This window comes from Bradyrhizobium canariense (assembly GCF_019402665.1).
GTDB classification, from domain to species: domain Bacteria; phylum Pseudomonadota; class Alphaproteobacteria; order Rhizobiales; family Xanthobacteraceae; genus Bradyrhizobium; species Bradyrhizobium canariense.
This window is the reverse complement of sequence record NZ_VSST01000071.1, coordinates 18,311-38,196: the sequence shown is the minus strand read 5'-3', so window position 1 is coordinate 38,196 and position 19,886 is coordinate 18,311. Positions and strand designations below refer to the sequence as shown.

Sequence of the window (19,886 nt, the reverse complement as noted above, 5' to 3'; positions counted from 1 at the left end):
GCTGCTGTCAGTCGCCTGCCTGCGCCGGCGTGTTGCCGCCGGCGCTGTTCTGCCAGACCCATTCCTGGATTTCCGGCATGTCCTCGCCGTATTCGCGCACATAGCGCGAATGCTCGATCAGCTTGTCGCGGAATTGCTGCTTCACCTGCGCCGCCTTGGTGGCCAGTCCCGGCACGCGCTCGATCGCCTCGATCGCGAGGTGATAGCGGTCGAGCTCGTTGAGCACGACCATGTCGAACGGCGTCGTCGTGGTGCCTTCCTCGGCAAAGCCGCGGACGTGCATGCCGGCGTGGTTGGTGCGGTTATAGGTCAGCCGGTGGATCAGATAGGGATAGCCGTGATAGGCGAAGATCACCGGCTTGTCGCGCGTGAACAGGCCGTCGAAGTCGCGGTCGGACAAACCGTGCGGGTGCTGCTCCCTGGGTTGCAGCGTCATGAGGTCGACGACGTTGACGACGCGGATCTTCAGCTCGGGCAGCGCCTTGCGCAGCAGGTCGACGGCGGCGAGTGTTTCCAGTGTCGGCACGTCGCCGGCGCAGGCCATCACGACATCGGGCTCGCCATTCGCGTCTTCCGTGCCGGCCCAGCTCCAGATGCCGATGCCGGCGTCGCAATGCGTGGCCGCCTCCTGCACCGACAGCCATTGCGGCGCCGGCTGCTTGCCGGCGACGATGACGTTGACGCGGTCATAGGTGCGCAGGCAGTGATCGGCGATCCACAGCAGCGTGTTGGCGTCCGGCGGGAAGTAGATGCGGACGATGTCGGCCTTCTTGTTGGCGACGAGATCGACGAAACCGGGATCCTGATGGCTGAAGCCGTTGTGGTCCTGACGCCAGACATGCGAGGTGAGCAGATAGTTGAGCGAGGCGATCGGTCGCCGCCACGGCAGATGCCGGGTCACCTTCAGCCATTTGGCGTGCTGGTTGAACATGGAATCCACGATGTGGATGAACGCCTCGTAGCAGGAGAAGAAGCCGTGCCGGCCCGTGAGCAGATAGCCCTCTAACCAGCCCTGGCAGAGATGCTCGCTCAGGACTTCCATCACGCGTCCGTCCTGGGCGAGATGCACGTCGTAAGGTTTTGTCGGCTCCATCCAGACGCGTTCCGTGGCCTCGAACACCGCATCGAGCCGGTTTGACGCGGTCTCGTCCGGACCCATGATGCGGAAGTTGCGGGCCTCGGCGTTGAGGCGGATGACGTCGCGCAGGAATTTCCCGAGCTCGCGGGTTGCCTCCGCCACGACGCCGCCCGGCTGAGTTACCTCGACGGCGAAGCTGCGGAAGTCCGGCAGCTTCAGCTCCTTCTTCAGAAGGCCGCCATTGGCGTGCGGATTGCCGCCCATGCGGCGATTGCCTTCGGGCGCGAGCGCCTGGAGCTCGGCAATCAGAGCGCCGTTGGCGTCGAACAGATTTTCCGGCTCGTAGCTGCGCATCCAGTCTTCGAGAATCTTCAGATGCGCCGGATTCTCGCGGCAGTTCGCGACCGGCACCTGATGCGCCCGCCAAAAACCTTCGACCTTCTTGCCGTCGACTTCCTTGGGGCCGGTCCAGCCCTTCGGGCTGCGCAGCACGATCATCGGCCAGCGCGGGCGTTCGATGCTCTTGCGGCCGTCGCGGGCGTGCTGCTGGATCGACCGGATGCTGGCGAACGCGACATCCAGCGCGTCCGCCATGGCCTGATGCATCGGCTTGGGATCGTCGCCCTCGACGAACAGCGGCTCGTGGCCGAGCCCGCGGAACAGATTGCGGATCTCGTCGTCGCGCATCCGCCCGAGCACGGTCGGATTGGCAATCTTGTAACCGTTGAGATGCAGGATCGGCAGCACCGCACCGTCATGGGCGGGATTGAGGAACTTGTTGGAGTGCCAGGACGCGGCGAGCGGGCCGGTCTCGGCCTCGCCGTCGCCGACGACACAGGCGACGATCAGGTCGGGATTGTCGAAGGCCGCGCCATAGGCATGCACCAGCGCGTAGCCGAGCTCGCCGCCTTCGTGGATCGAACCGGGCGTTTCCGGCGCCGCGTGACTCGGGATGCCGCCGGGGAAGGAGAACTGTCTGAACAGCTTGCGCAATCCGTCGGCATCGCGCGCGATATCGGGATAGATCTCGCTGTAGCTGCCTTCGAGATAGGTGTTGGCGACCATGCCGGGGCCGCCGTGGCCGGGACCGCAGACATAGATCACGCTCAGGTCCAGCGCGCGGATGACGCGGTTGAGATGGGCGTAAATGAAGTTCAACCCGGGCGTCGTGCCCCAATGGCCGAGCAAACGCGGCTTGATGTGCTCGGGCCGTAACGGCTCGCGCAGCAGCGGATTGTCGAGCAGGTAGATCTGCCCGACGGAGAGATAGTTCGCGGCGCGCCAGTAGCGGTCGAGCAGATCGAGGTCGCTGCTCGCTGCGGCCAATTGTTGTTGATTTGTCATGTTCCTGCCGACCTTCACCCGGGATCGTCACCAACCGAGTTCCGGCGAGATCGATCCTTCGGCAGCATCAAACGGGATCGCCGTGACGCCACTGTTGCGTGAGGTCAAAAGCGGGCGCGCGAAGTTTGGGCAGCTCTACTGTGCATGGGGTTGTTTTCACGTTTTTCGTTTGTGTTCTTGATTTGTTCCTTTGGCGTGCTATCTTGGCTTCATGAGTCCAGCATCCTCTCATGCTCTCAAGCACCCGCCGGTCACGGCGCCCTCCGAGCCGGCGGGTGCGCCTTCTGACTTCCCTGAGCTGGCGGTCGCCATCGACCGCCAGCGCAGGCGAGGCCGGGGCGCGCAGTCCAACGCCAGCGGCCGGTTCGAGGCCGAGGCGCGCGTCGCATTCGACGATGGCTGGCAAAGCCTTGAAGAACTGCCTCCGTTCAAGACCACGGTCGGGATCGACACCTCGCGCAAGGTGATTACCCGCAACGATTCTCCCGACATCGGCTTCGATCGTTCGATCAATCCCTACCGCGGCTGCGAGCACGGCTGCGTTTATTGCTTCGCGCGGCCGACCCATGCCTATCTCGGCCTGTCGCCGGGGCTCGACTTCGAGTCGAAGCTGTTCGTGAAGCCCGAGGCGCCGGCGCTGCTCGAGAAGGAGCTTGCAGCGCCGGGCTACGAGCCGCGGATGATCGCGATCGGCACCAACACCGATCCCTATCAGCCGATCGAACGCGAGCGCAAAATCATGCGCGGCATTCTGGAGGTGCTGGAGCGCGCCGGCCATCCCGTCGGGATCGTCACAAAGTCGGCGCTGGTGACCCGCGACATCGACATTCTCGCGCGCATGGCCAAGCGCAACCTCGCCAAGGTCGGGATCTCCGTGACCTCGCTCGATCCGAAATTGGCGCGCACCATGGAGCCGCGGGCGTCCACGCCGCCGAAGCGGCTGGAGGCGCTGAAGCAGCTTTCCGAGGCCGGCATTCCGACCACCGTCATGGTCGCCCCCGTCATCCCCGCGCTGAACGATTCCGAGATCGAGCGCATCCTGGACGCCGCCGCTCATGCCGGCGTCAAGGAAGCCTCCTACGTGTTGCTGCGGTTGCCGCTCGAGGTGCGCGATCTCTTTCGGGAATGGCTGATGGCGAACTATCCGGACCGCTATCGCCACGTCTTCACGCTGATCCGCGACATGCGCGGCGGCCGCGACTACGACGCGAAATGGGGCGAGCGCATGAAGGGCACCGGTCCGATGGCCTGGACCATCGGCCGCCGCTTCGAGATCGCCTGCGACAGGCTCGGGCTGAACAAGCGGCGCTCCAAGCTGACGACGGATCATTTTGCCAAGCCGAAGCGGAACGGCGATCAGCTCAGCCTGTTCTGAGGGACGAAGTGGGAGAGGCGTCGTATGAGTCAGGAACTGCCAGCTCCAATCCCGCGGCTCACCGTCATCACGCTGGGCGTGAATGACATCCGCGCCAGTATTGCCTTTTACGACGCGCTCGGGTTTTCGCGCCGGCTCAAGGTGACCGGTGAGGCCGTTGCGTTCTATGACACCGGCGGTCCGGTGCTCGCGCTGTTTCCCTGGGACCAGCTCGCGGTCGACGCCAGATTGCCGGATCATCCGAGGCCATCGACGTTCCGCGGCATGACGCTCGCTTGGAACTGCCGCGCGCGTGAGGAGGTGGATGCGGTGCTGGCTTTCGCCATCGGCAAGGGAGCCGCGCTGCTGAAGGCCGCGCATGAGACCGATTACGGCGGCTATTCCGGCTATTTCGCCGATCCTGATGGCCATCCCTGGGAAGTCGTGGTCGCACCCGGCATCGACGTCGGCGAGGACCGGCGGGTGCATCTGGCGGAATAGGGCAGCTGACTTGAATCTTGAATAGCGGGAATTGTCCGAGGTTCCCGGTTGCGCAGGCCGTGCCGCTTGCGCACGATCCCCGCCATGATTCGGGATCAGTCCGCCAAGAAGCCGGCCAAAGGTGCGCCCAAGAAGGCTGCGCCTGAAAACAAGAAAGCTGCGCCCAAAAAAATCGCCAAGGCGCTGGCCGGCACAAAGAGCGCCATCATCGTCGCCCCAAGCTTCCGCCGCGAGCGCGCGCTGATGAAGCGCGGCGTCTGGCCGGTGGCGGGCTGCGATGAGGCCGGCCGCGGGCCGCTGGCCGGTCCTGTGGTGGCGGCGGCGGTGATTCTCGATCCCGACCGCATCCCGCGCGGCATCGACGATTCCAAGCGCCTGACGGCCGAGGAGCGCGAAAGACTGTTCGACAAGATCTGCGCCACCGCCCAGGTCTCGGTGGCCGTCGCCTCGCGCGCCCGCATCGACCGCGACAACATCCTGCGCGCCTCGCTGTGGGCGCTGAAGCGCGCCGTGGTGGCGCTGCCCGAGCAGCCCCGGCACGTCTTCGTCGACGGCCGCGACCGGCTCGACACGGAATGCGATTGCGAGGCCGTGATCGGCGGCGACGGCATCGTCCTGTCGATCGCAGCGGCCTCGATCATCGCCAAGGTGACGCGGGACCGCCTGATGTGCGCGCTGGCGCAGGACTGTCCCGGCTACGGTTTCGAGCAGCACAAGGGCTACGCCGTTCCCGAGCACCTCGACGCGCTCAACCGCCTCGGTCCCACCGTCCACCACCGCAGCTTCTTCGCCCCCGTCGCCGCCGCCCGCGCCAAGCACATGCCCTGGACCGTCGAGCCGGCGCAGGATCTGTTTGCGGTGACCGAGATCGAGCTGCAGGTGGACACGAGCCTGGAAGTCGACGCGCCGGCAAATCTCTAGACGAGACTCGGTTGCCACGACGCGCCGCGCCCTCTATCAAAATAGTCGTGAGCGAATAGGGCCGGCTTCACGGGTTGGCTGCATCTTTCGGACGTTGCATGCGGTTTACCTCCCTGGTCATCGAGCTCATTCGCGCGCGGCCGCGGCTGATCGTCTGGATCGCCGTGCTGCTCCAGGCCGCGATGTGGCTGTTCGTGGCGCTGGTGTTTTATCGCAGCCCGCCCGGCAGCCTCGCGACCCTGCTGGCGTTCGGCCGCGAATACCAGGTCGGCACTGATTTGGGCCCGCCCTTGCCGGTCTGGCTCGCCGACATCGCCTATCGCGCCGCCGGCGGCCACGTGTTCGGCGTCTACGTCCTGGCGGAGCTCTGTGGGGTCGCGACCTTCATCGCGCTCTATCATCTGTCCCGCGCGGTGGTCGGCCCCCAGCAGGCAGTGCTGGCCGTGCTGCTGACCATGACGCTGCTGGCCTTCTCCTCGCCCGCACTCGACTTCGGCCCCCTGGTGCTGGCGCGGCCGCTCTGGGCGCTGCTGCTGCTGCATTCCTGGCAGATCATCGGACAGCGCCGCGGCAATGCCTGGTTCGCCTGGTCGATCGAGGCGGGCCTCTTGCTGCTGACGACGCCGGCTGCGATCTTCTTCTTGCTGCTGATCGTCGTCTTCGCGCTCGCAACCGCGGACGGCCGCCGCACGCTGCGCGCATTCGACCCACTGTTTGCGCTGGTGGTCGTCGCCGTGCTGGCATTGCCCTATGCCGTCTGGCTGATGCGCGCCGAGGTGCTCGTCCTGCCGGCCTTGCCTGAGGTCGCCCAGCTCAATGCCCGCGCGCTGCACGCGGCCTGGCTGCTCGGGGGGCTCCTGCTCGGTGCGGCGGCGATCCCGGCGCTGACGGTCCTCAACACCGGCCTGTTCGTTCCCAAGAGCGAGGAGGCGCCGATCATCTACCGCCCGCCGGTCGAGCCGCTCGCGCGCAATTTCGTCTATTTCTTCGCGCTGGCGCCGCCACTCGGCGCGGTGCTGATCTCCGGCCTGCTGGGCCTCGACGCCGTCGTCGGCGGCGCCGGCGTCGTGCTGGTGTTGTCGGGGCTTGCCGTGGTCGTGGGGGCCGGCGATCTCATCGCGATGCGCCGCGCGAGGATGCTGCGGATGGTCTGGGCGGCCGCCGTCATCGCGCCCGCAATCGGCGTCGTGCTCGCCGTCCTGCTCCTGCCGTGGACCGGTGCCAACGAGATCGCGACCTCGATGCCGGCGCGCGCGATTTCGGACTTCTTCGACGAGAGCTTTGCCCGTCGCACCAATCATCGCCTGCGCGCGGTCGCCGGCGAGACCCAGCTTGCGAGCCTGATCACGCTGCATTCCGGCCGGCCGCATCTCTTCATCGATGCCGAGCCCGCGCGGACGCCTTGGATCAATCAGGCCAAGTTCAGCGAGACCGGCGGCGTCGTGGTCTGGCGCGCCTCTGATACCGGCGGCACTCCGCCGCCGGACATCCTCGCGCGCTTTCCCGGCATCGTCCCGGAAGTCCCGCGCGCCTTCGAATGGCTGGTGACCGGACGCCAGCAACTGCTGCGCATCGGCTGGGCCATCGTGCGGCCGAAGGGGACTTAGTCGCTCGCCCTTTCCCTCGTCATTGCGAGGAGCGCTTGCGACGACGCAATCCAGAGTCCGCGGAAAGATTCTGGATTGCCTCGCTGCGCTCGCAATGACGGGGAAGGGTCGTACGGCTCCTCACGCCCCCGCCAGCGCCTTCGCGATCGCGCGCAGATCCTGCCACGCCAGCCGCTTGTACGACGGCGAGCGCAACAGATAGGCGGGGTGGAAGGTCGGCAGCGCGCGGATGGTGCGCGCGCCCGTCTCGTAGTCGAACCAGCGGCCGCGGGTGCGCATGATGCCTTCGCGGGTCGACAACAGCGTCTGCGTCGAGGGATTGCCGAGCGTCACCAGCACATCCGGATTCACCAGCTCGATCTGGCGCTGGATGAACGGCAGGCAGATTTGCGTCTCCTGCGGCGTCGGCGTGCGGTTGCCGGGCGGCCGCCAGGGGATCACGTTGGCAATGTACGCGGTGGTGCGGTTGAGGCCTATGGCTCCTATCATCAAATCGAGCAGCTTGCCGCTGCGCCCGACGAAGGGAAGCCCCTCGATGTCCTCGTCGCGGCCCGGTGCCTCGCCGACGAACATGATGCGCGCCTGCGGATTACCGTCGGCGAAAACCAACCGTGTCGCTGTGTGCTTCAGCGCGCAGCCGTCGAAGCCCTGCATCAGCTCGCGCAGCGCCTCCAAGGTCGGCGCGGTGCGTGCGGCCTCGCGCGCCGAGGCGATCGCGATGTCGGGTGCGGGCGCAGCCTCGCCGCGCAACACCGCCGGCGCGGCGGCCGGCCGTGGCGCCTCGAGCGGAGGTGGGGCGCGCGGGGCCGCAGGTGGAGCATCCAATTCCGCCAGGCGGTCGATCGGTTCCTCTGCGAGCGTGCAATCGACTCCGGCCTCCAGATAGAAGGCGAGAAGCTCTCGGACCGTGGGTGCGGGTTCTGGGATCATTGGAAAGTCTGACTATTAGTCCAGTTTGGGGCGCCTTGCACCCCGGCGAAACGCATTTCCGAGGTTGTCCTACCCGGAAAAATCGGAAACAAGAGGGCGCAATCGACCAAGGACCGTCTCAAGGGCTGAGATCAGATGAGCACCGAAGAACTTCCCCCGCGCGAATCCATGGAATTCGACGTCGTCATCGTCGGCGCCGGCCCCTCGGGCCTGGCTGCAGCGATCCGGCTGAAGCAGATCAATGCCGATCTCAATGTCGTCGTTGTGGAGAAGGGCTCCGAGGTCGGTGCGCATATTCTCTCCGGCGCCGTGATCGACCCGGCCGGGCTCGACAAGCTGATCCCGGACTGGCGCGAGGATTCCGATTGTCCTCTGAAGACCCAGGTGAAGGACGATCGCTTCTACTGGATGACGGGCGGCAGCGCGATCAGGCTGCCTAACTTCATCATGCCGCCGCTGATGGACAATCATCACTGCTATATCGGCTCGCTTGGCAATGTCTGCCGCTGGCTGGCGCGCAAGGCAGAGGCCCTCGGCGTCGAGATCTATCCGGGCTTTGCCGCGGCCGAGGTGCTCTATGACGAGCAGGGCGCGGTGAAGGGCATTGCCACCGGCGACATGGGCATCGGCCGGGACGGCAAGCCGAAGGACTCCTTTACCCGTGGCATGGAATTGCTCGGCAAGTACACGCTGTTCGCGGAAGGCGCGCGCGGCAGCCTGACCAAACAGCTCATCGCGAAGTTCGCGCTGGATACCACGAGCGAGCCGGCGAAATTTGGCATCGGGCTCAAGGAAGTCTGGCAGATCGATCCCGCCAAGCACCAGAAGGGCATGATCCAGCATTCGTTCGGCTGGCCGCTCGATCTGAAGACCGGCGGTGGCTCGTTCCTCTATCACTACGACGACAACCTCGTTGCCGTCGGCTTCGTCGTGCATCTCAACTACGACGACCCGTATCTGTCACCGTTCGACGAGTTTCAGCGTTTCAAGACCCATCCGTCGATCCGCTCCACCTTCGAAGGTGCCAAGCGGCTCGCCTATGGCGCGCGCGCCATCACCGAGGGCGGCTATCAGTCGGTCCCGAAACTCAGCTTCCCCGGCGGCGCCCTGATCGGCTGCGCGGCCGGCTTCGTCAACGTTCCCCGGATCAAGGGCGTGCACAACGCGATGGGCACGGGCATGCTCGCCGCCGAGCACGTTGCGTCCGCCATTGCCGCCGATCGCGCCAATGACGAGATCGTCGATTACGAGAACACCTGGCGCTCCTCCTCGGTCGGCAAGGATTTGTTCCTGGTCCGCAACGTCAAGCCGCTGTGGTCGAAGTTCGGCACAGTGCTCGGCGTTGCGCTCGGCGGCTTCGACATGTGGTGCAACACGCTGTTCGGCGGCTCGCTGTTTGGCACCCAGTCGCACGCGAAGCCCGATCGCGCGACGCTCGATCCGGCCAAGACCCACGCGCCGAGAACCTACCCGAAGCCTGACGGCAAGATTTCCTTCGACAAGCTCTCCTCGGTATTCCTGTCCAATACCAATCATGAGGAGGACCAGCCGGTCCATCTCAAGGTCACGGACATGAACCTCCAGAAGACGTCCGAGCACGACGTGTTTGCAGGTCCCTCGAATCGCTATTGCCCGGCCGGCGTCTATGAGTGGATCGAGGAAGGTTCCGGCCCGCGCTTCCAGATCAATGCCCAAAACTGCGTTCACTGCAAAACCTGCGACGTGAAGGACCCCAACGGCAACATCACCTGGGTTCCCCCCGAGGGCGGCGGCGGTCCGAACTACGAGGCGATGTAGGCGGGGTCCGCAAGCCACGATCCAGGTGACCAAGGCCCAAGGGCGACCAATATTGCGTGACCTTGGCCCTGCGACGCACGTTCGCGTGAGAACCCGGCCGCGGTCGCGGTCCGTGGTCACGATAAGGCCATACTGGCGGCGTCTTGGGGCGCTCTTGACCGGTCACTTGGCCGATTTGGGGCGTGCGGAGGGGATCGCCCGGCCCGAATCCTTGCGGTGAAGCGCCAAAAGCGGCATTGTCGGCCCGACGGTTCCGGGTCCCCATGCCACCGGCCGCGTTCGCATGCGATACGGCCTTCTTCAGACCCAGGCACTACCAACTCAAGGCGAGCCCTGATGTTTTCAAATCGTTTCAACCGCTGGACTGTTGCCGCCATTGCCCTCATGGGCTCAGCGATGGCGACGGTCCCCGGCGCGGTCCTGGCGCAGACGCCGGACCATCCGTCCGACACGGCGGCGCAGTTTCCGACCCGAAACGATCTGAAGGCGCTGACCACCTCCGGCAGCTATCTCGCCGCCCGCCACGCCAGCGTCGAGCGCGACGCGGCCTCCGCCGCCGCGTTCTATCGCTCGGCCCTGCGCACCGATCCCAAGAACAACGAGCTGCTCGACCGCGCCTTCATCTCCTCGGTTGCCGACGGTGACATCGACGAAGCCGTCAAGCTCGCCGAGCGCATCCTGACCATCGACAAGACCAACCGCGTTGCGCGCCTCGTCGTCGGCGTGCACGATCTCAAGTTCAAGAAGTACGCGACCGCGCAGACCAACATCAACCAGTCGATCCGCGGTCCGATCACCGATCTCGTCGCCACGCTGCTGTCGGGCTGGGCCGCCTATGGTGCGGGTGATGCCAAGGGCGGCGTCGCCACCATCGACAAGCTGGCCGGTCCGGAATGGTATCCGCTGTTCAAGGATCTCCATGCCGGCATGATCCTCGAGCTCGCCGGCAAGGAGAAAGACGCGGGCGCCCGGTTCGAGCGTGCCTACAAGCTCGACGATTCCATGTTGCGTGTCACCGAGGCCTATGCGCGCTGGCTGTCGCGCAACAAGGACTCGGCCGCCGCGACCACCGTCTACCAGGCTTTCGACAAGAAGCTCGCCCGCCATCCGCTGATCGTAGAAGGGTTGCGCGACACCAAGGCCGGCAAGAAGATGCCGCCGCTGGTCGATAGCGCGCAAGCCGGCGCCGCAGAAGCACTCTACGGCATCGGCGCCACACTGACCCGCCGCGGCGGCGAGGATCTGGCGCTGGTCTACCTCCAGCTCTCGCTCTACCTCCAGCCCACCCATCCCCTGGCGCTGCTCTCGCTCGCCGATCTCTATGAATCGGTGAAGCGGCCGCAGATGGCGATCAAGGTCTATGAGCGGGTGCCGGCGTCCTCGCCGCTCAAACGCAACGCCCAGATTCAGCTCGCCATCGATCTGGATTCCGCCGACCGCACCGACGAGGCGATCAAGATCCTCAAGGGCGTCACCACTGAGGATTCCAAGGATCTCGAAGCCATCATGGCGCTCGGCAACATCGAGCGCGGCCGCAAGAAGTTCGGCGAATGCGGCGCGACCTATTCGCAAGGCGTCGACGTGCTGCCGGCCGGCAACGACAAGGCCAACAGCGTCTGGTATTATTATCGCGGCATCTGCGAGGAGCGCTCCAAGCAGTGGGGCAAGGCCGAAGCCGACATGAAGAAGGCGCTGGAGCTGCAGCCCGACCAGCCCCACGTCCTCAACTATCTCGGCTATTCCTGGATCGACCAGGGCATCAATCTCGACGAAGGCATGAAGATGATCAAGCGGGCGGTCGAGCAGCGCCCGGATGACGGCTACATCGTCGACTCCCTTGGCTGGGCCTATTACCGCATCGGCAATTACGAGGACGCGGTGAAGAACCTCGAGCGCGCCATTGACCTCAAGCCCGAGGATCCCACGATCAACGATCACCTTGGCGACGCCTATTGGCGCGTCGGCCGCACGTTGGAAGCCAAGTTCCAGTGGGCGCACGCCCGCGATCTCAAGCCCGAAGCGGATGAGCTTCCGAAGATCGAGGCCAAGATTGCCAACGGAATGACCGACGACAATTCGAACTCCTCGGCTGCGCAGGCGGAGAAGGAGAAGAAAAAGGACGACGGCAAGGGCGGCTGAGTTGAGCGCATGATCCGGAAAAGTGTGTAGCGGTTTTCCGGCAAGATCATGCGTAGGAAGAACTAAGTTCTGGGGGCGTGTCGTCAATGCCGGCGTTGATTGAAGAAGGGCGCGCGAAGGTCAATCTGAGCCTTCGCGTGGTCGGCCGTCGTGCCGACGGCTATCATGATCTCGAAAGCGTGGTCGCGTTTGCCGACTGCGCCGACCGGCTCACGCTGGAGCCCGGCAGCGAGCTGAAGCTCACCACGACAGGGCCACTCGCGGCGGCCTGCGGCGATATGGCCGACAACCTCGTGTTCAAGGCGGCCAAGCTCCTGGCCGAAGCCGTCCCGAACCTGAAGCTGGGCGCCTTCGCGCTCGACAAGGTGCTCCCGGTCGCCGCCGGCATCGGCGGCGGCTCGGCCGACGCGGCTGCGGCGCTGCGATTGCTGGCGCATCTCAACAATCTTTCGCTCGACGACCCGCGGCTGCAGAAGGTTGCGCTTGCGACCGGTGCCGACGTGCCGGTGTGTCTGTTCTCGCGCGCCTGCGACATGACCGGTGTCGGCGAACAGCTGCTGCCGCTGGCGTTGCCGAGCATGCCGTGCGTGATGGTCAATCCGCGCGTGCCGGTCGCGACCAAGGATGTGTTCCAGGCGCTGGGCCTGCGCAACGGCGAACTCCTGGTCGGCGCCACCTCCGTCCTCGACGCTCCGGCCTGGCCGGGCGAGGGCGCCTCCATTGCCGATTGGGTCGACACGCTCGAGACCGTCGCCAACGATCTCGAAACCCCCGCGATGCGCATCGAGCCTGTCATCGGCGACGTGCTGGAAGCCTTGCGTGGCTCCGCCGGCGTCAAGCTTGCCCGCATGTCCGGCTCGGGTGCGACGTGCTTTGCGATCTATGGCGAATCTTCCGAAGCGCATGCCGCCGCCGAGACGATCCGCAGGGATCATTCCGGCTGGTGGGTGCACGCGGGGACGCTGAGCTAGGCCAGCCCGAGAAACTCCCGGATCTCACCTAACACCTCCTGCGGCTTGTCATGTTGCAGCCAGTGTCCGGCCCCGGCGATGGTCTCGACGCGCGCCTGCGGAAAGTAGCGCTCCAGGCCTGCGGCTCTCGCGCCAGCCAGAAAGCTTTCGCCGGCATTCAAGAGCAGCGTCGGACAGGTGATACGGGACCACAGCGCGATGTGATCGTCCGGCCAGAGCCGGTGCGGCGCAGAGGCGCGCTGGTAGGGATCGAACTTCCAGCTATAGGTGCCGTCCTCGTTCTGCCGCGCGCCGTGGGTGGCGAGATGCAGCGCGAGGTCGCGGGACAGCCGCTTGTTGTGAAGCACCATCTGCGCCGCCGCGTCTTCGAGGGTCGAATAACGGCGCGGTGCGCGGTCGTGCAGCTTGTCGAGCTGACCGACCCATTTGCCGATCCGCTCATGCACCGGCGGTTTTGGAGTATCCGGCAACATCGTCACACCGTCGAGCACGACCAGCTTCGAGACCTGTTCGGGGAAAGCCCCTGTAAAGATCAGGCTGACCATGCCGCCCATGGAATGGCCGATGAGAGTGACTTGAGGCGCTGCGACGGCACGGACGAGCTGGGCCAGATCGTACACATACTCCGTCAGTGCGTAGCTGCCGCCTTTGGTCCAGTCCGAATCGCCGTGACCGCGCAGGTCGGGTGCGAGCACGTGGAAATGCGGCTGCAGCGACCGGGCGATGACGTCCCAGCTCCGGCAATGATCGCGGCCGCCATGAACCAGGATGGCGACCGGCGCGCCGTCGTTGCCCCAGTCGGCATAGTGCAGTCGCAGGCCGTGAGACTCGTAAGTGCGGCTTTGCGGGGCGGGCATGGTGGCGCTATCCATTCGCGGGTCGCCGCGCCAGTGCGAGCGACAGGCCGAGCCCTGCGATGAAGACGCCGGAGCCCTGGGTGAGACGTCGCATCAGATGTGGCCTTCCGATCAACTGCGTGCGTGTCGCGGAGGCCATCAGCACCACCACGATGTCGGCGAGCGTGTTCAGCGTCACCGAGATCGCACCCAACATGATGAATTGCAGTGTCGGGTTCGATCCCGCGGGGTCAAGGAACTGCGGAATGAAGGCGAGGAAGAAGGCGGCGGTCTTCGGGTTCAGCGCCTCGACCAGCACGCCGTCGCGAAAGGCGCGCTTGTCGCCGACGGGCTCGCTGTCGAATGACAGCGCGCGGCCGGCGCTGCGAAAGGTCCTGATGCCGAGCCAGACCAGATAGAGTGCGCCGACAAACTTCACGGCGGCGAACAGCTCGGCGCTGGCGAGGATGATGGCGGAGATGCCGAGGCTGCCTGCGACCACATGAACCAGCCCGCCGAGCGCGGTGCCCACGGTCGATGCAAAACCGCTGGCGCGCCCTTCCGACAAGGTCCGTGCCGCGACGTAGAAAATACCGGGGCCGGGAACGGCGGCGATGAGACAAGCGGCGGCCAGGAACAGCCAGAAATTCGTGTTGATCATCCTGCTTTGGTAGCGATGCTTGCCGCGATTGCAAGGCCCCGTCGTCTACAAGGCTTGCGTTTAGCCCATCCGGCGGAAGATCACGCTGGCATTCACCCCGCCGAATCCGAACCCGTTCGAGATCGCGTGCTGCATCGGCATCGGGCGCGCCACACCGGCGACGATGTCGATGCCGTCAGCGGCGGGATCAGGGTTTTCGAGATTGAGCGTCGGCGGCGCGATCTGGTCGCGCAGGGCGAGCACGGTGAAGACCGCTTCCAGCCCACCCGCGGCGCCGAGCAGATGGCCGGTGGCCGATTTGGTCGCGCTCACGGCGATGCCGCGGTGACGACCGAACAGGGCGGCAATCGCGCCAAGCTCGCTCTCGTCGCCGGCCGGTGTCGACGTCGCATGCGCGTTCAGGTGCTGCAAATCCGCAGGCGCAAGCTTCGCCTGCCGGAGCGCGATCTCCATGGCGCGCCGCGCGCCGTCACCGTCAGGCGGACCCGATGTCATGTGATAGGCGTCCGCGGTCGTACCGTATCCGACAATCTCCGCGATCGGCGTCGCGCCACGCGCCAAGGCATGCTCCAGCTCCTCGATCACCAGGATGCCGGCACCTTCGCCCATGACAAAACCGTCGCGGTCGCGATCGAACGGGCGCGAGGCGCGTGCGTCATTGAACCCGCTCGACAGTGCGCGGGCCGCAGCGAAGCCGCCGAGGCTGACGATGTCGATGCAGGCTTCCGCGCCGCCGCAGATCGCCACATCAGCCTCGCTCGCGCGGATCATGCGCGCGGCATCGCCGATCGCCTGAACGCCGGCGGCGCACGCCGTGACCGGTGTGCCCAGCGCTCCCTTGTAGCCGTATTTGATCGAGACGTGCCCCGCAGCGAGATTGGCGAGGAAAGAGGGGATCGTGAACGGCGACAGCCGGCGCGGGCCGCGCAGTTCGGTGATGCGCACCGCCTCCGCCATCGCCGGAAAACCGCCGACGCCGGAGGCGATGATCGTCGCGGTTCGTTCCTGTGCTGCCGCGTCCTGCGGTGTCCAGCCGGCCTGCGCCACAGCTTCTGCAGTGGCGAGCAGCGCGAACAGGATGAAGCGGTCCATCTTGCGCTGGTCTTTCGGCGCGGCGGCCTGCGCGGGATCGAAGCCGCCGTCCGCATCATCGGCCTTGTCGGGCAAGAGGCCGGCAATGCGTGCCGGCAGCGCCTGCGACCATTCCGGCAGCGGGCGCAGCCCGCTTTGACCGGCCAGCAGCCGGCGCCACGACAGTTCGACACCGCAGCCAAGCGGCGACACCGCGCCCATTCCCGTCACGACGATACGACGCATGTCAGTCTCCAGCCGGCGCGACGGCCGGGTTCATGGCTTTGAGCGAGGTCAGCCGTTTGCGCATGAGACGGCTGGCGCGGGGACCGGCGATGATGACCGCATTGGTGAGCGTAATCGGCTGCATGTCGGCGGCATCGACCACCACCGGATTGAATGGACGACGATCGCGCCGGTTCGCGAGCAGGATCGCTTCGCCCTTCGGTGCGAGATGCTTGTTGCCCCAGGCGAGCAGGGTCGCGACCACGGGGAAGAAGTCCCGGGCCTTGTCCGTCAGCACATATTCATAGCGCGGCGGCCGTTCATTGTAGCGGCGGCGGACGAACATGCCGCTTTCGGTGAGATGGGCCAACCGCCGCGACAGGATGTTCGGCGCGATCCCGAGGCTTTGCGAAAATTCGTCGAACCTCGTTGCGCCCTGGAACGCATCCCGCAGGATCAAAATGCTCCACCATTCGCCGACCGTCTCCACGGCGCGGCCGACCGGACATTCCTGGATGGAAGGGGATTTGGGCTGCATGAGGCAAAGGTAGGAGAGTGGCTTGCAAAATGCAAGTTACTTGGCGAGCAGTGGCCGATGCGGGTGGAGGGAGCCAAGGCAGCTGCGAAGCTGGAGCTGTCGCTGCGCTCGCAATGACGGTGTTGATGAAGTGGTGAGGCTATCTCAACGATGTCGTCCCGGCGAAGGCCGGGACCCATAGCCACGACTGTTGTTGTGGTGGCACGATGGTGGCCACAGCGCGCTCAGACGACGCTGACCGGGGTAATGGATCCCGGCCTTCGCCGGGACGACACTGAGGGTGTGGCGACCAGCAAGCGCTAAGGATGCGGAGCCCTAATGCGACCGTGCCAGACAGAACGCCACGACCTGCTCCAGCGCGCTCTTCATTGGCGAGGATGGGAACAGCGCCAGCGCGTCCACCGCCATGGCGCCGTAGTGCTGGGCGCGGCTGCGCGTGTCTTCGAGCGCACGATGCTTGTTCATCAGCCCGATGGCGTGGTCGAGGTCGGTGTCGCCGATTTCGCCGCGCTCGAGCGCGCGGATCCAGAAGGCGCGCTCGGTGTCGTTGCCGCGGCGGAAGGCGAGCACGACGGGCAGCGTGATCTTGCCCTCGCGGAAATCGTCGCCGGTATTCTTGCCGAGCTTCGCGCTCTTGCCGCCATAGTCGAGCACGTCGTCGACGAGCTGGAAGGCGATGCCGAGATTCATGCCGACCGAGCGGCAGGCGGTCTGCTCCGCCTTCGGACGATTGGCGATCACGGGGCCGACCTCGCAGGCGGCCGCGAACAGCTCGGCGGTCTTGCCGCGGATCACGGCGAGATATTCGTCCTCGGTGGTCGCGGTGTTCTTGGCGGCGGCAAGCTGCATCACCTCGCCCTCGGCGATGGTGGCGGCGGCCGCGGAGAGAATGTCGAGCGCGCGGAGCGAGCCGACCTCGACCATCATGCGGAAGGCCTGGCCGAGCAGGAAGTCGCCGACCAGCACGCTTGCCTCATTGCCCCAGAGCATGCGCGCCGACAGCTTGCCGCGGCGCATCTCGCTTTCGTCGACGACGTCGTCATGGAGCAGGGTGGCGGTATGCATGAACTCGACGCTGGCGGCGAGCTTGATATGGCCGTCGCCGGTGTAGCCGGCGAGGTTGGCCATGGCCAGCGTCAGCATCGGCCGCAGGCGCTTGCCCCCGGAGGAGATCAAATGGTTGGCGACCTCCGGGATCATGGTCACGTCCGAACCGGTCCGCGACAGGATCGTGGCGTTGACGCGCTCCATGTCACCGGCGACAAGGGCAACCAGCTCTTCGATCGACGCGCCGGGAGTTTCGAAAGGTACGATGACGGCCACGCCGGTCTCCAATATTTGCCCCGGAAGGGCTATTCTGATGGAAAGACAATAGAAACTGGACGGGGATGCGGCAAGGGCCGTGGAACCATTGACATTTGGCGCTTAATCCCCGTCAGGCAGGAGGCTTGTGTTTTGCGAGAACTGGTTCGGACCAACGATATGGTGCTGGTGTCGGCGATCGGCGCGCTGCTCGACGGCGCCAACATCCATCATCTGGTGCTGGACCAGAACATGAGCATCATCGAGGGCTCGCTCGGCATTTTGCCGCGGCGGATCCTGGTCCACGAGGACGACGCCATCGAGGCCCGGCAGCTTCTGACCGAGGCCGGCCTCAGCCACGAACTGCGCGGCGATGAGTGAAGCACTGGCAGACCTCACCGAGGACGCCTTTCTCGGCGGGCAATTGCGGCTGAAGCAGAAGCGGTCCGGCCATCGCGCCGGGCACGATGCCATTCTGCTCGCGGCGGCGACGGAGGCGAGGGCGGGCGACCGCGTCGTCGATCTCGGCGCCGGCATCGGCACAGCCGGGCTTGCGTTGGCTCGGCGCGTTCCCGGGATCAAGCTCGGCCTGGTCGAGATCGATCCCGAGCTGGCGGAGCTTGCGCGCGTCAATGCGGCAGCGAATGCGATTGCCGCCGAGACGATCGTGCTCGACGTCACCGCGGACGCACAGGCCTTCGCGGCCAGCGGGCTCGCGCCCGACAGCGTCGACGTGGTGCTGACGAACCCGCCCTTCAACGATCCCGCTCGCCATCGCGGCTCGCCCGACCAGGCGCGCCAGATCGCGCATGTGGCGACGGATGAGACGCTGAATGCCTGGGTACATGCGGCGCGCCGCATCCTCCGCTCGAATGGTGCGCTGACATTGATTTGGCGCGCAGATGGGATCACGGAGGTTTTGGCAGCGCTGTCTCGCGGCTTCGGCAGTCTCGCGATTCTGCCGGTTCACGGTGAAGCCGGGCGGCCCGCGATCCGCGTGCTGGTGCGCGCGGTCAAGGGCGGGAGGGCCCCGGCGCGATTGTTGCCGAGCCTCATGCTCAACGAAGAGTCACGCGTGCCTAAAAAAGAGGTGATGGATATTCTGGAGGGGAGGGCGATTCTACCCCTGGTGGAACCGTGCTGAGCTATTGCGGAAGCGATTCCGACTGGTGCTCTTGCGGAGTCGTCAGGCGGATCGCCATGAATAGCGCACCGATCAGCAGCATCAGCAGATAGATTTTCATGGTGTTCTCCGCTGGCCCATTGCAGCCTCTCAACGGGGTTTTTGCAAAACACGTTCCGGGCCCTTCCAATGACAGTCGCGTGATAAGAAATGGTTAATCAGAGGTAACGGCATGGCCGAACAATTGAACGATCGTGAGAGTTCCGGCCTGGCCGACAAGCTCATGCAATATCTGCCGGCGCGCTTCCGTCCCGGCACGGCCGTGGTGCCGGTGGTGCGGCTGTCCGGTGTGATCGGCGCGGTGACGCCGCTGCGTCCGGGTATGACGCTCGCGACCGTTTCGCGGGTGCTGGAGCGGGCGTTTTCGACGCGCAACGCCAAGGCGGTGGCGCTGGTGATCAATTCGCCCGGCGGCTCGCCGGTGCAGTCGCGCCAGATCTACCTGCGCATCAAGCAGCTCGCGGCGGAGAAGAAGCTGCCGGTGCTGGTGTTCGTCGAGGACGTCGCGGCCTCCGGCGGCTACATGATCGCCTGCGCCGGCGACGAGATCATCTGCGATCCGTCCTCGATCCTCGGTTCGATCGGCGTGGTCGGCGGCAGTTTTGGTTTCCAGGAGGCGATCAAGCGGCTCGGCATCGAGCGGCGCCTCTACACCGCCGGTGCGCACAAGGCGATGCTCGACCCGTTTCTCCCTGAAAACCCCGACGACGTCGCCAAGCTGAAGGCGCTCCAGCGCGAGATCCACCAGATCTTCATCGCGCTGGTGAAGGAGAGCCGCGGCGCGCGGTTGAAGGGCTCCGACGACACCCTGTTCACGGGCGAATACTGGGCCGGCGAGAGTTCGATCGCGCTGGGGCTCGCCGACAGCATCGGCGATCTCCGCTCAACTCTTCGTGCCCGCTATGGCGAGAAGGTTCTCACCCCCGTGATTGCCCAGCCGACCGGTCTGCTCTCCAGCCTTTTGGGCCGGAAATCGCCCGGCGCGGGGCAGCTTTCGGCCCTGGAATCGATAGCCGGCCTGCCGGACGACCTGATCTCGGCGGTCGAGACGCGCGCGATCTGGGCGAAATTCGGGTTCTAGACGGAGCCCCTCCGCGCCATTTGGTCCCAAGGAGACTTGAGGCTGAGCCAATTGCGGCGCGGCCCGGTCTGCGCAAGAATGCGCGTGGGGGCTGAGCATTGAACAAGGATCGACCGATGCCGCCGTTCGTCGCTTTCGCGGGCGTCTTGGGCGGGCTTGCCGTGGTCCGCTGGGCCTACAAGACCGCCGTCAGGATCAACCAGGAGCTGGAGGAGATGCGCCTCTCACGCGTCGCCGAGGCCGCCCATAGGGGGGCCGTCCAGACGCTGAAGCAGGATCCCGTGACCGGAGCCTATCGGCCGGGCTAGCTGGCGTCTTTCCATACGCCGTCATTCCGGGGCGATGCG

18 protein-coding genes are annotated in these 19,886 nt (G+C 65.7%); 11 read left to right on the top strand and 7 right to left on the bottom strand.

Annotated elements, in window-relative coordinates:
* Positions 1 to 7: 7 nt before the first annotated feature.
* Complete coding sequence (locus tag FXB41_RS32710) at positions 8 to 2,422, bottom strand: phosphoketolase family protein (protein WP_219684691.1); 2,415 nt, start codon at positions 2,420 to 2,422, stop codon at positions 8 to 10.
* 211 nt (positions 2,423 to 2,633) lie between these two features.
* Between FXB41_RS32710 and FXB41_RS32705 the strand changes: the two genes are divergently transcribed.
* From FXB41_RS32705 to FXB41_RS32690, 4 genes are all read left to right on the top strand, one after another.
* A complete protein-coding gene (locus tag FXB41_RS32705) occupies positions 2,634 to 3,797 on the top strand; it encodes a PA0069 family radical SAM protein (protein ID WP_007594981.1) in 1,164 nt (387 codons plus the stop codon).
* 24 nt (positions 3,798 to 3,821) lie between these two features.
* Positions 3,822 to 4,277 (top strand): VOC family protein, encoded by a 456-nt coding sequence (locus tag FXB41_RS32700; RefSeq protein ID WP_007594979.1) that lies wholly within the window; start codon positions 3,822 to 3,824, stop codon positions 4,275 to 4,277.
* Between the two features lie 84 nt (positions 4,278 to 4,361).
* Complete coding sequence (gene rnhB, locus FXB41_RS32695) at positions 4,362 to 5,198, top strand: ribonuclease HII (RefSeq protein ID WP_219684690.1); 837 nt, start codon at positions 4,362 to 4,364, stop codon at positions 5,196 to 5,198.
* Between the two features lie 98 nt (positions 5,199 to 5,296).
* Entirely contained in the window at positions 5,297 to 6,805 is a 1,509-nt protein-coding gene (locus FXB41_RS32690; RefSeq protein ID WP_219684689.1) for a glycosyltransferase family 39 protein, read from the top strand.
* A gap of 120 nt (positions 6,806 to 6,925) precedes the next feature.
* Here FXB41_RS32690 and FXB41_RS32685 read toward each other — a convergent pair whose 3' ends face one another.
* Positions 6,926 to 7,735, bottom strand: a complete 810-nt coding sequence (locus tag FXB41_RS32685) for a uracil-DNA glycosylase (protein WP_007594976.1) — start codon at positions 7,733 to 7,735, stop codon at positions 6,926 to 6,928.
* Positions 7,736 to 7,870: 135 nt separating this feature from the next.
* Between FXB41_RS32685 and FXB41_RS32680 the strand changes: the two genes are divergently transcribed.
* The 3 genes from FXB41_RS32680 to FXB41_RS32670 all read left to right on the top strand — a co-directional run bounded on the left by FXB41_RS32680 (position 7,871) and on the right by FXB41_RS32670 (position 12,642).
* Positions 7,871 to 9,532: an electron transfer flavoprotein-ubiquinone oxidoreductase gene (locus tag FXB41_RS32680; protein WP_219684688.1), complete on the top strand. Its 1,662-nt coding sequence runs from the start codon at positions 7,871 to 7,873 to the stop codon at positions 9,530 to 9,532.
* A gap of 336 nt (positions 9,533 to 9,868) precedes the next feature.
* On the top strand, positions 9,869 to 11,671 hold the full coding sequence (locus FXB41_RS32675) for a tetratricopeptide repeat protein (RefSeq protein WP_219684687.1): 1,803 nt from the start codon (positions 9,869 to 9,871) through the stop codon (positions 11,669 to 11,671).
* A gap of 86 nt (positions 11,672 to 11,757) precedes the next feature.
* Positions 11,758 to 12,642, top strand: coding sequence for a 4-(cytidine 5'-diphospho)-2-C-methyl-D-erythritol kinase (locus tag FXB41_RS32670; RefSeq protein WP_219684686.1), 885 nt, complete (start codon positions 11,758 to 11,760; stop codon positions 12,640 to 12,642).
* Here FXB41_RS32670 and FXB41_RS32665 read toward each other — a convergent pair.
* The 5 genes from FXB41_RS32665 to FXB41_RS32645 form a co-directional block, all read right to left on the bottom strand.
* Positions 12,639 to 13,499: an alpha/beta fold hydrolase gene (locus tag FXB41_RS32665; protein WP_219684685.1), complete on the bottom strand. Its 861-nt coding sequence runs from the start codon at positions 13,497 to 13,499 to the stop codon at positions 12,639 to 12,641. The genes FXB41_RS32670 and FXB41_RS32665 overlap by 4 nt on opposite strands.
* A gap of 7 nt (positions 13,500 to 13,506) precedes the next feature.
* Positions 13,507 to 14,139 (bottom strand): LysE family translocator, encoded by a 633-nt coding sequence (locus tag FXB41_RS32660; protein WP_219684684.1) that lies wholly within the window; start codon positions 14,137 to 14,139, stop codon positions 13,507 to 13,509.
* Between the two features lie 60 nt (positions 14,140 to 14,199).
* Positions 14,200 to 15,456 (bottom strand): beta-ketoacyl-ACP synthase II, encoded by a 1,257-nt coding sequence (gene fabF / locus FXB41_RS32655; protein ID WP_219684683.1) that lies wholly within the window; start codon positions 15,454 to 15,456, stop codon positions 14,200 to 14,202.
* A 1-nt stretch (position 15,457) separates the two neighbouring features.
* Positions 15,458 to 15,973, bottom strand: coding sequence for a winged helix-turn-helix transcriptional regulator (locus FXB41_RS32650; RefSeq protein WP_007594966.1), 516 nt, complete (start codon positions 15,971 to 15,973; stop codon positions 15,458 to 15,460).
* Positions 15,974 to 16,288: 315 nt separating this feature from the next.
* The gene (locus FXB41_RS32645) at positions 16,289 to 17,296 is read right to left on the bottom strand and encodes a polyprenyl synthetase family protein (RefSeq protein WP_007594965.1); all 1,008 of its coding nucleotides are present in this window, start codon (positions 17,294 to 17,296) and stop codon (positions 16,289 to 16,291) included.
* A 132-nt stretch (positions 17,297 to 17,428) separates the two neighbouring features.
* Between FXB41_RS32645 and FXB41_RS32640 the strand changes: the two genes are divergently transcribed.
* The 4 genes from FXB41_RS32640 (at position 17,429) to FXB41_RS32625 (ending at position 19,847) form a co-directional block, all read left to right on the top strand.
* Positions 17,429 to 17,656: a putative signal transducing protein gene (locus tag FXB41_RS32640; RefSeq protein ID WP_007607161.1), complete on the top strand. Its 228-nt coding sequence runs from the start codon at positions 17,429 to 17,431 to the stop codon at positions 17,654 to 17,656.
* A complete protein-coding gene (locus FXB41_RS32635) occupies positions 17,649 to 18,419 on the top strand; it encodes a tRNA1(Val) (adenine(37)-N6)-methyltransferase (protein ID WP_219684682.1) in 771 nt (256 codons plus the stop codon). Before FXB41_RS32640 ends, FXB41_RS32635 begins: the two co-directional genes overlap by 8 nt.
* Before the next feature lie 211 nt (positions 18,420 to 18,630).
* Complete coding sequence (locus tag FXB41_RS32630) at positions 18,631 to 19,539, top strand: S49 family peptidase (RefSeq protein ID WP_219684681.1); 909 nt, start codon at positions 18,631 to 18,633, stop codon at positions 19,537 to 19,539.
* A gap of 116 nt (positions 19,540 to 19,655) precedes the next feature.
* Positions 19,656 to 19,847, top strand: coding sequence for a hypothetical protein (locus tag FXB41_RS32625; RefSeq protein ID WP_007607173.1), 192 nt, complete (start codon positions 19,656 to 19,658; stop codon positions 19,845 to 19,847).
* Positions 19,848 to 19,886: the final 39 nt, after the last annotated feature.

Coding starts and splice junctions, on each gene's coding strand:
- fabF (WP_219684683.1), bottom strand. CDS start 15,456: ATGCGTCGTATCGTCGTGACGGGAATGGGCGCGGTGTCGCCGCTTGGC.
- FXB41_RS32710 (WP_219684691.1), bottom strand. CDS start 2,422: ATGACAAATCAACAACAATTGGCCGCAGCGAGCAGCGACCTCGATCTG.
- FXB41_RS32660 (WP_219684684.1), bottom strand. CDS start 14,139: ATGATCAACACGAATTTCTGGCTGTTCCTGGCCGCCGCTTGTCTCATC.
- FXB41_RS32650 (WP_007594966.1), bottom strand. CDS start 15,973: ATGCAGCCCAAATCCCCTTCCATCCAGGAATGTCCGGTCGGCCGCGCC.
- FXB41_RS32675 (WP_219684687.1), top strand. CDS start 9,869: ATGTTTTCAAATCGTTTCAACCGCTGGACTGTTGCCGCCATTGCCCTC.
- FXB41_RS32630 (WP_219684681.1), top strand. CDS start 18,631: ATGGCCGAACAATTGAACGATCGTGAGAGTTCCGGCCTGGCCGACAAG.
- rnhB (WP_219684690.1), top strand. CDS start 4,362: ATGATTCGGGATCAGTCCGCCAAGAAGCCGGCCAAAGGTGCGCCCAAG.
- FXB41_RS32625 (WP_007607173.1), top strand. CDS start 19,656: ATGCCGCCGTTCGTCGCTTTCGCGGGCGTCTTGGGCGGGCTTGCCGTG.
- FXB41_RS32665 (WP_219684685.1), bottom strand. CDS start 13,499: ATGCCCGCCCCGCAAAGCCGCACTTACGAGTCTCACGGCCTGCGACTG.
- FXB41_RS32670 (WP_219684686.1), top strand. CDS start 11,758: ATGCCGGCGTTGATTGAAGAAGGGCGCGCGAAGGTCAATCTGAGCCTT.
- FXB41_RS32635 (WP_219684682.1), top strand. CDS start 17,649: ATGAGTGAAGCACTGGCAGACCTCACCGAGGACGCCTTTCTCGGCGGG.
- FXB41_RS32700 (WP_007594979.1), top strand. CDS start 3,822: ATGAGTCAGGAACTGCCAGCTCCAATCCCGCGGCTCACCGTCATCACG.
- FXB41_RS32680 (WP_219684688.1), top strand. CDS start 7,871: ATGAGCACCGAAGAACTTCCCCCGCGCGAATCCATGGAATTCGACGTC.
- FXB41_RS32705 (WP_007594981.1), top strand. CDS start 2,634: ATGAGTCCAGCATCCTCTCATGCTCTCAAGCACCCGCCGGTCACGGCG.
- FXB41_RS32685 (WP_007594976.1), bottom strand. CDS start 7,735: ATGATCCCAGAACCCGCACCCACGGTCCGAGAGCTTCTCGCCTTCTAT.
- FXB41_RS32690 (WP_219684689.1), top strand. CDS start 5,297: ATGCGGTTTACCTCCCTGGTCATCGAGCTCATTCGCGCGCGGCCGCGG.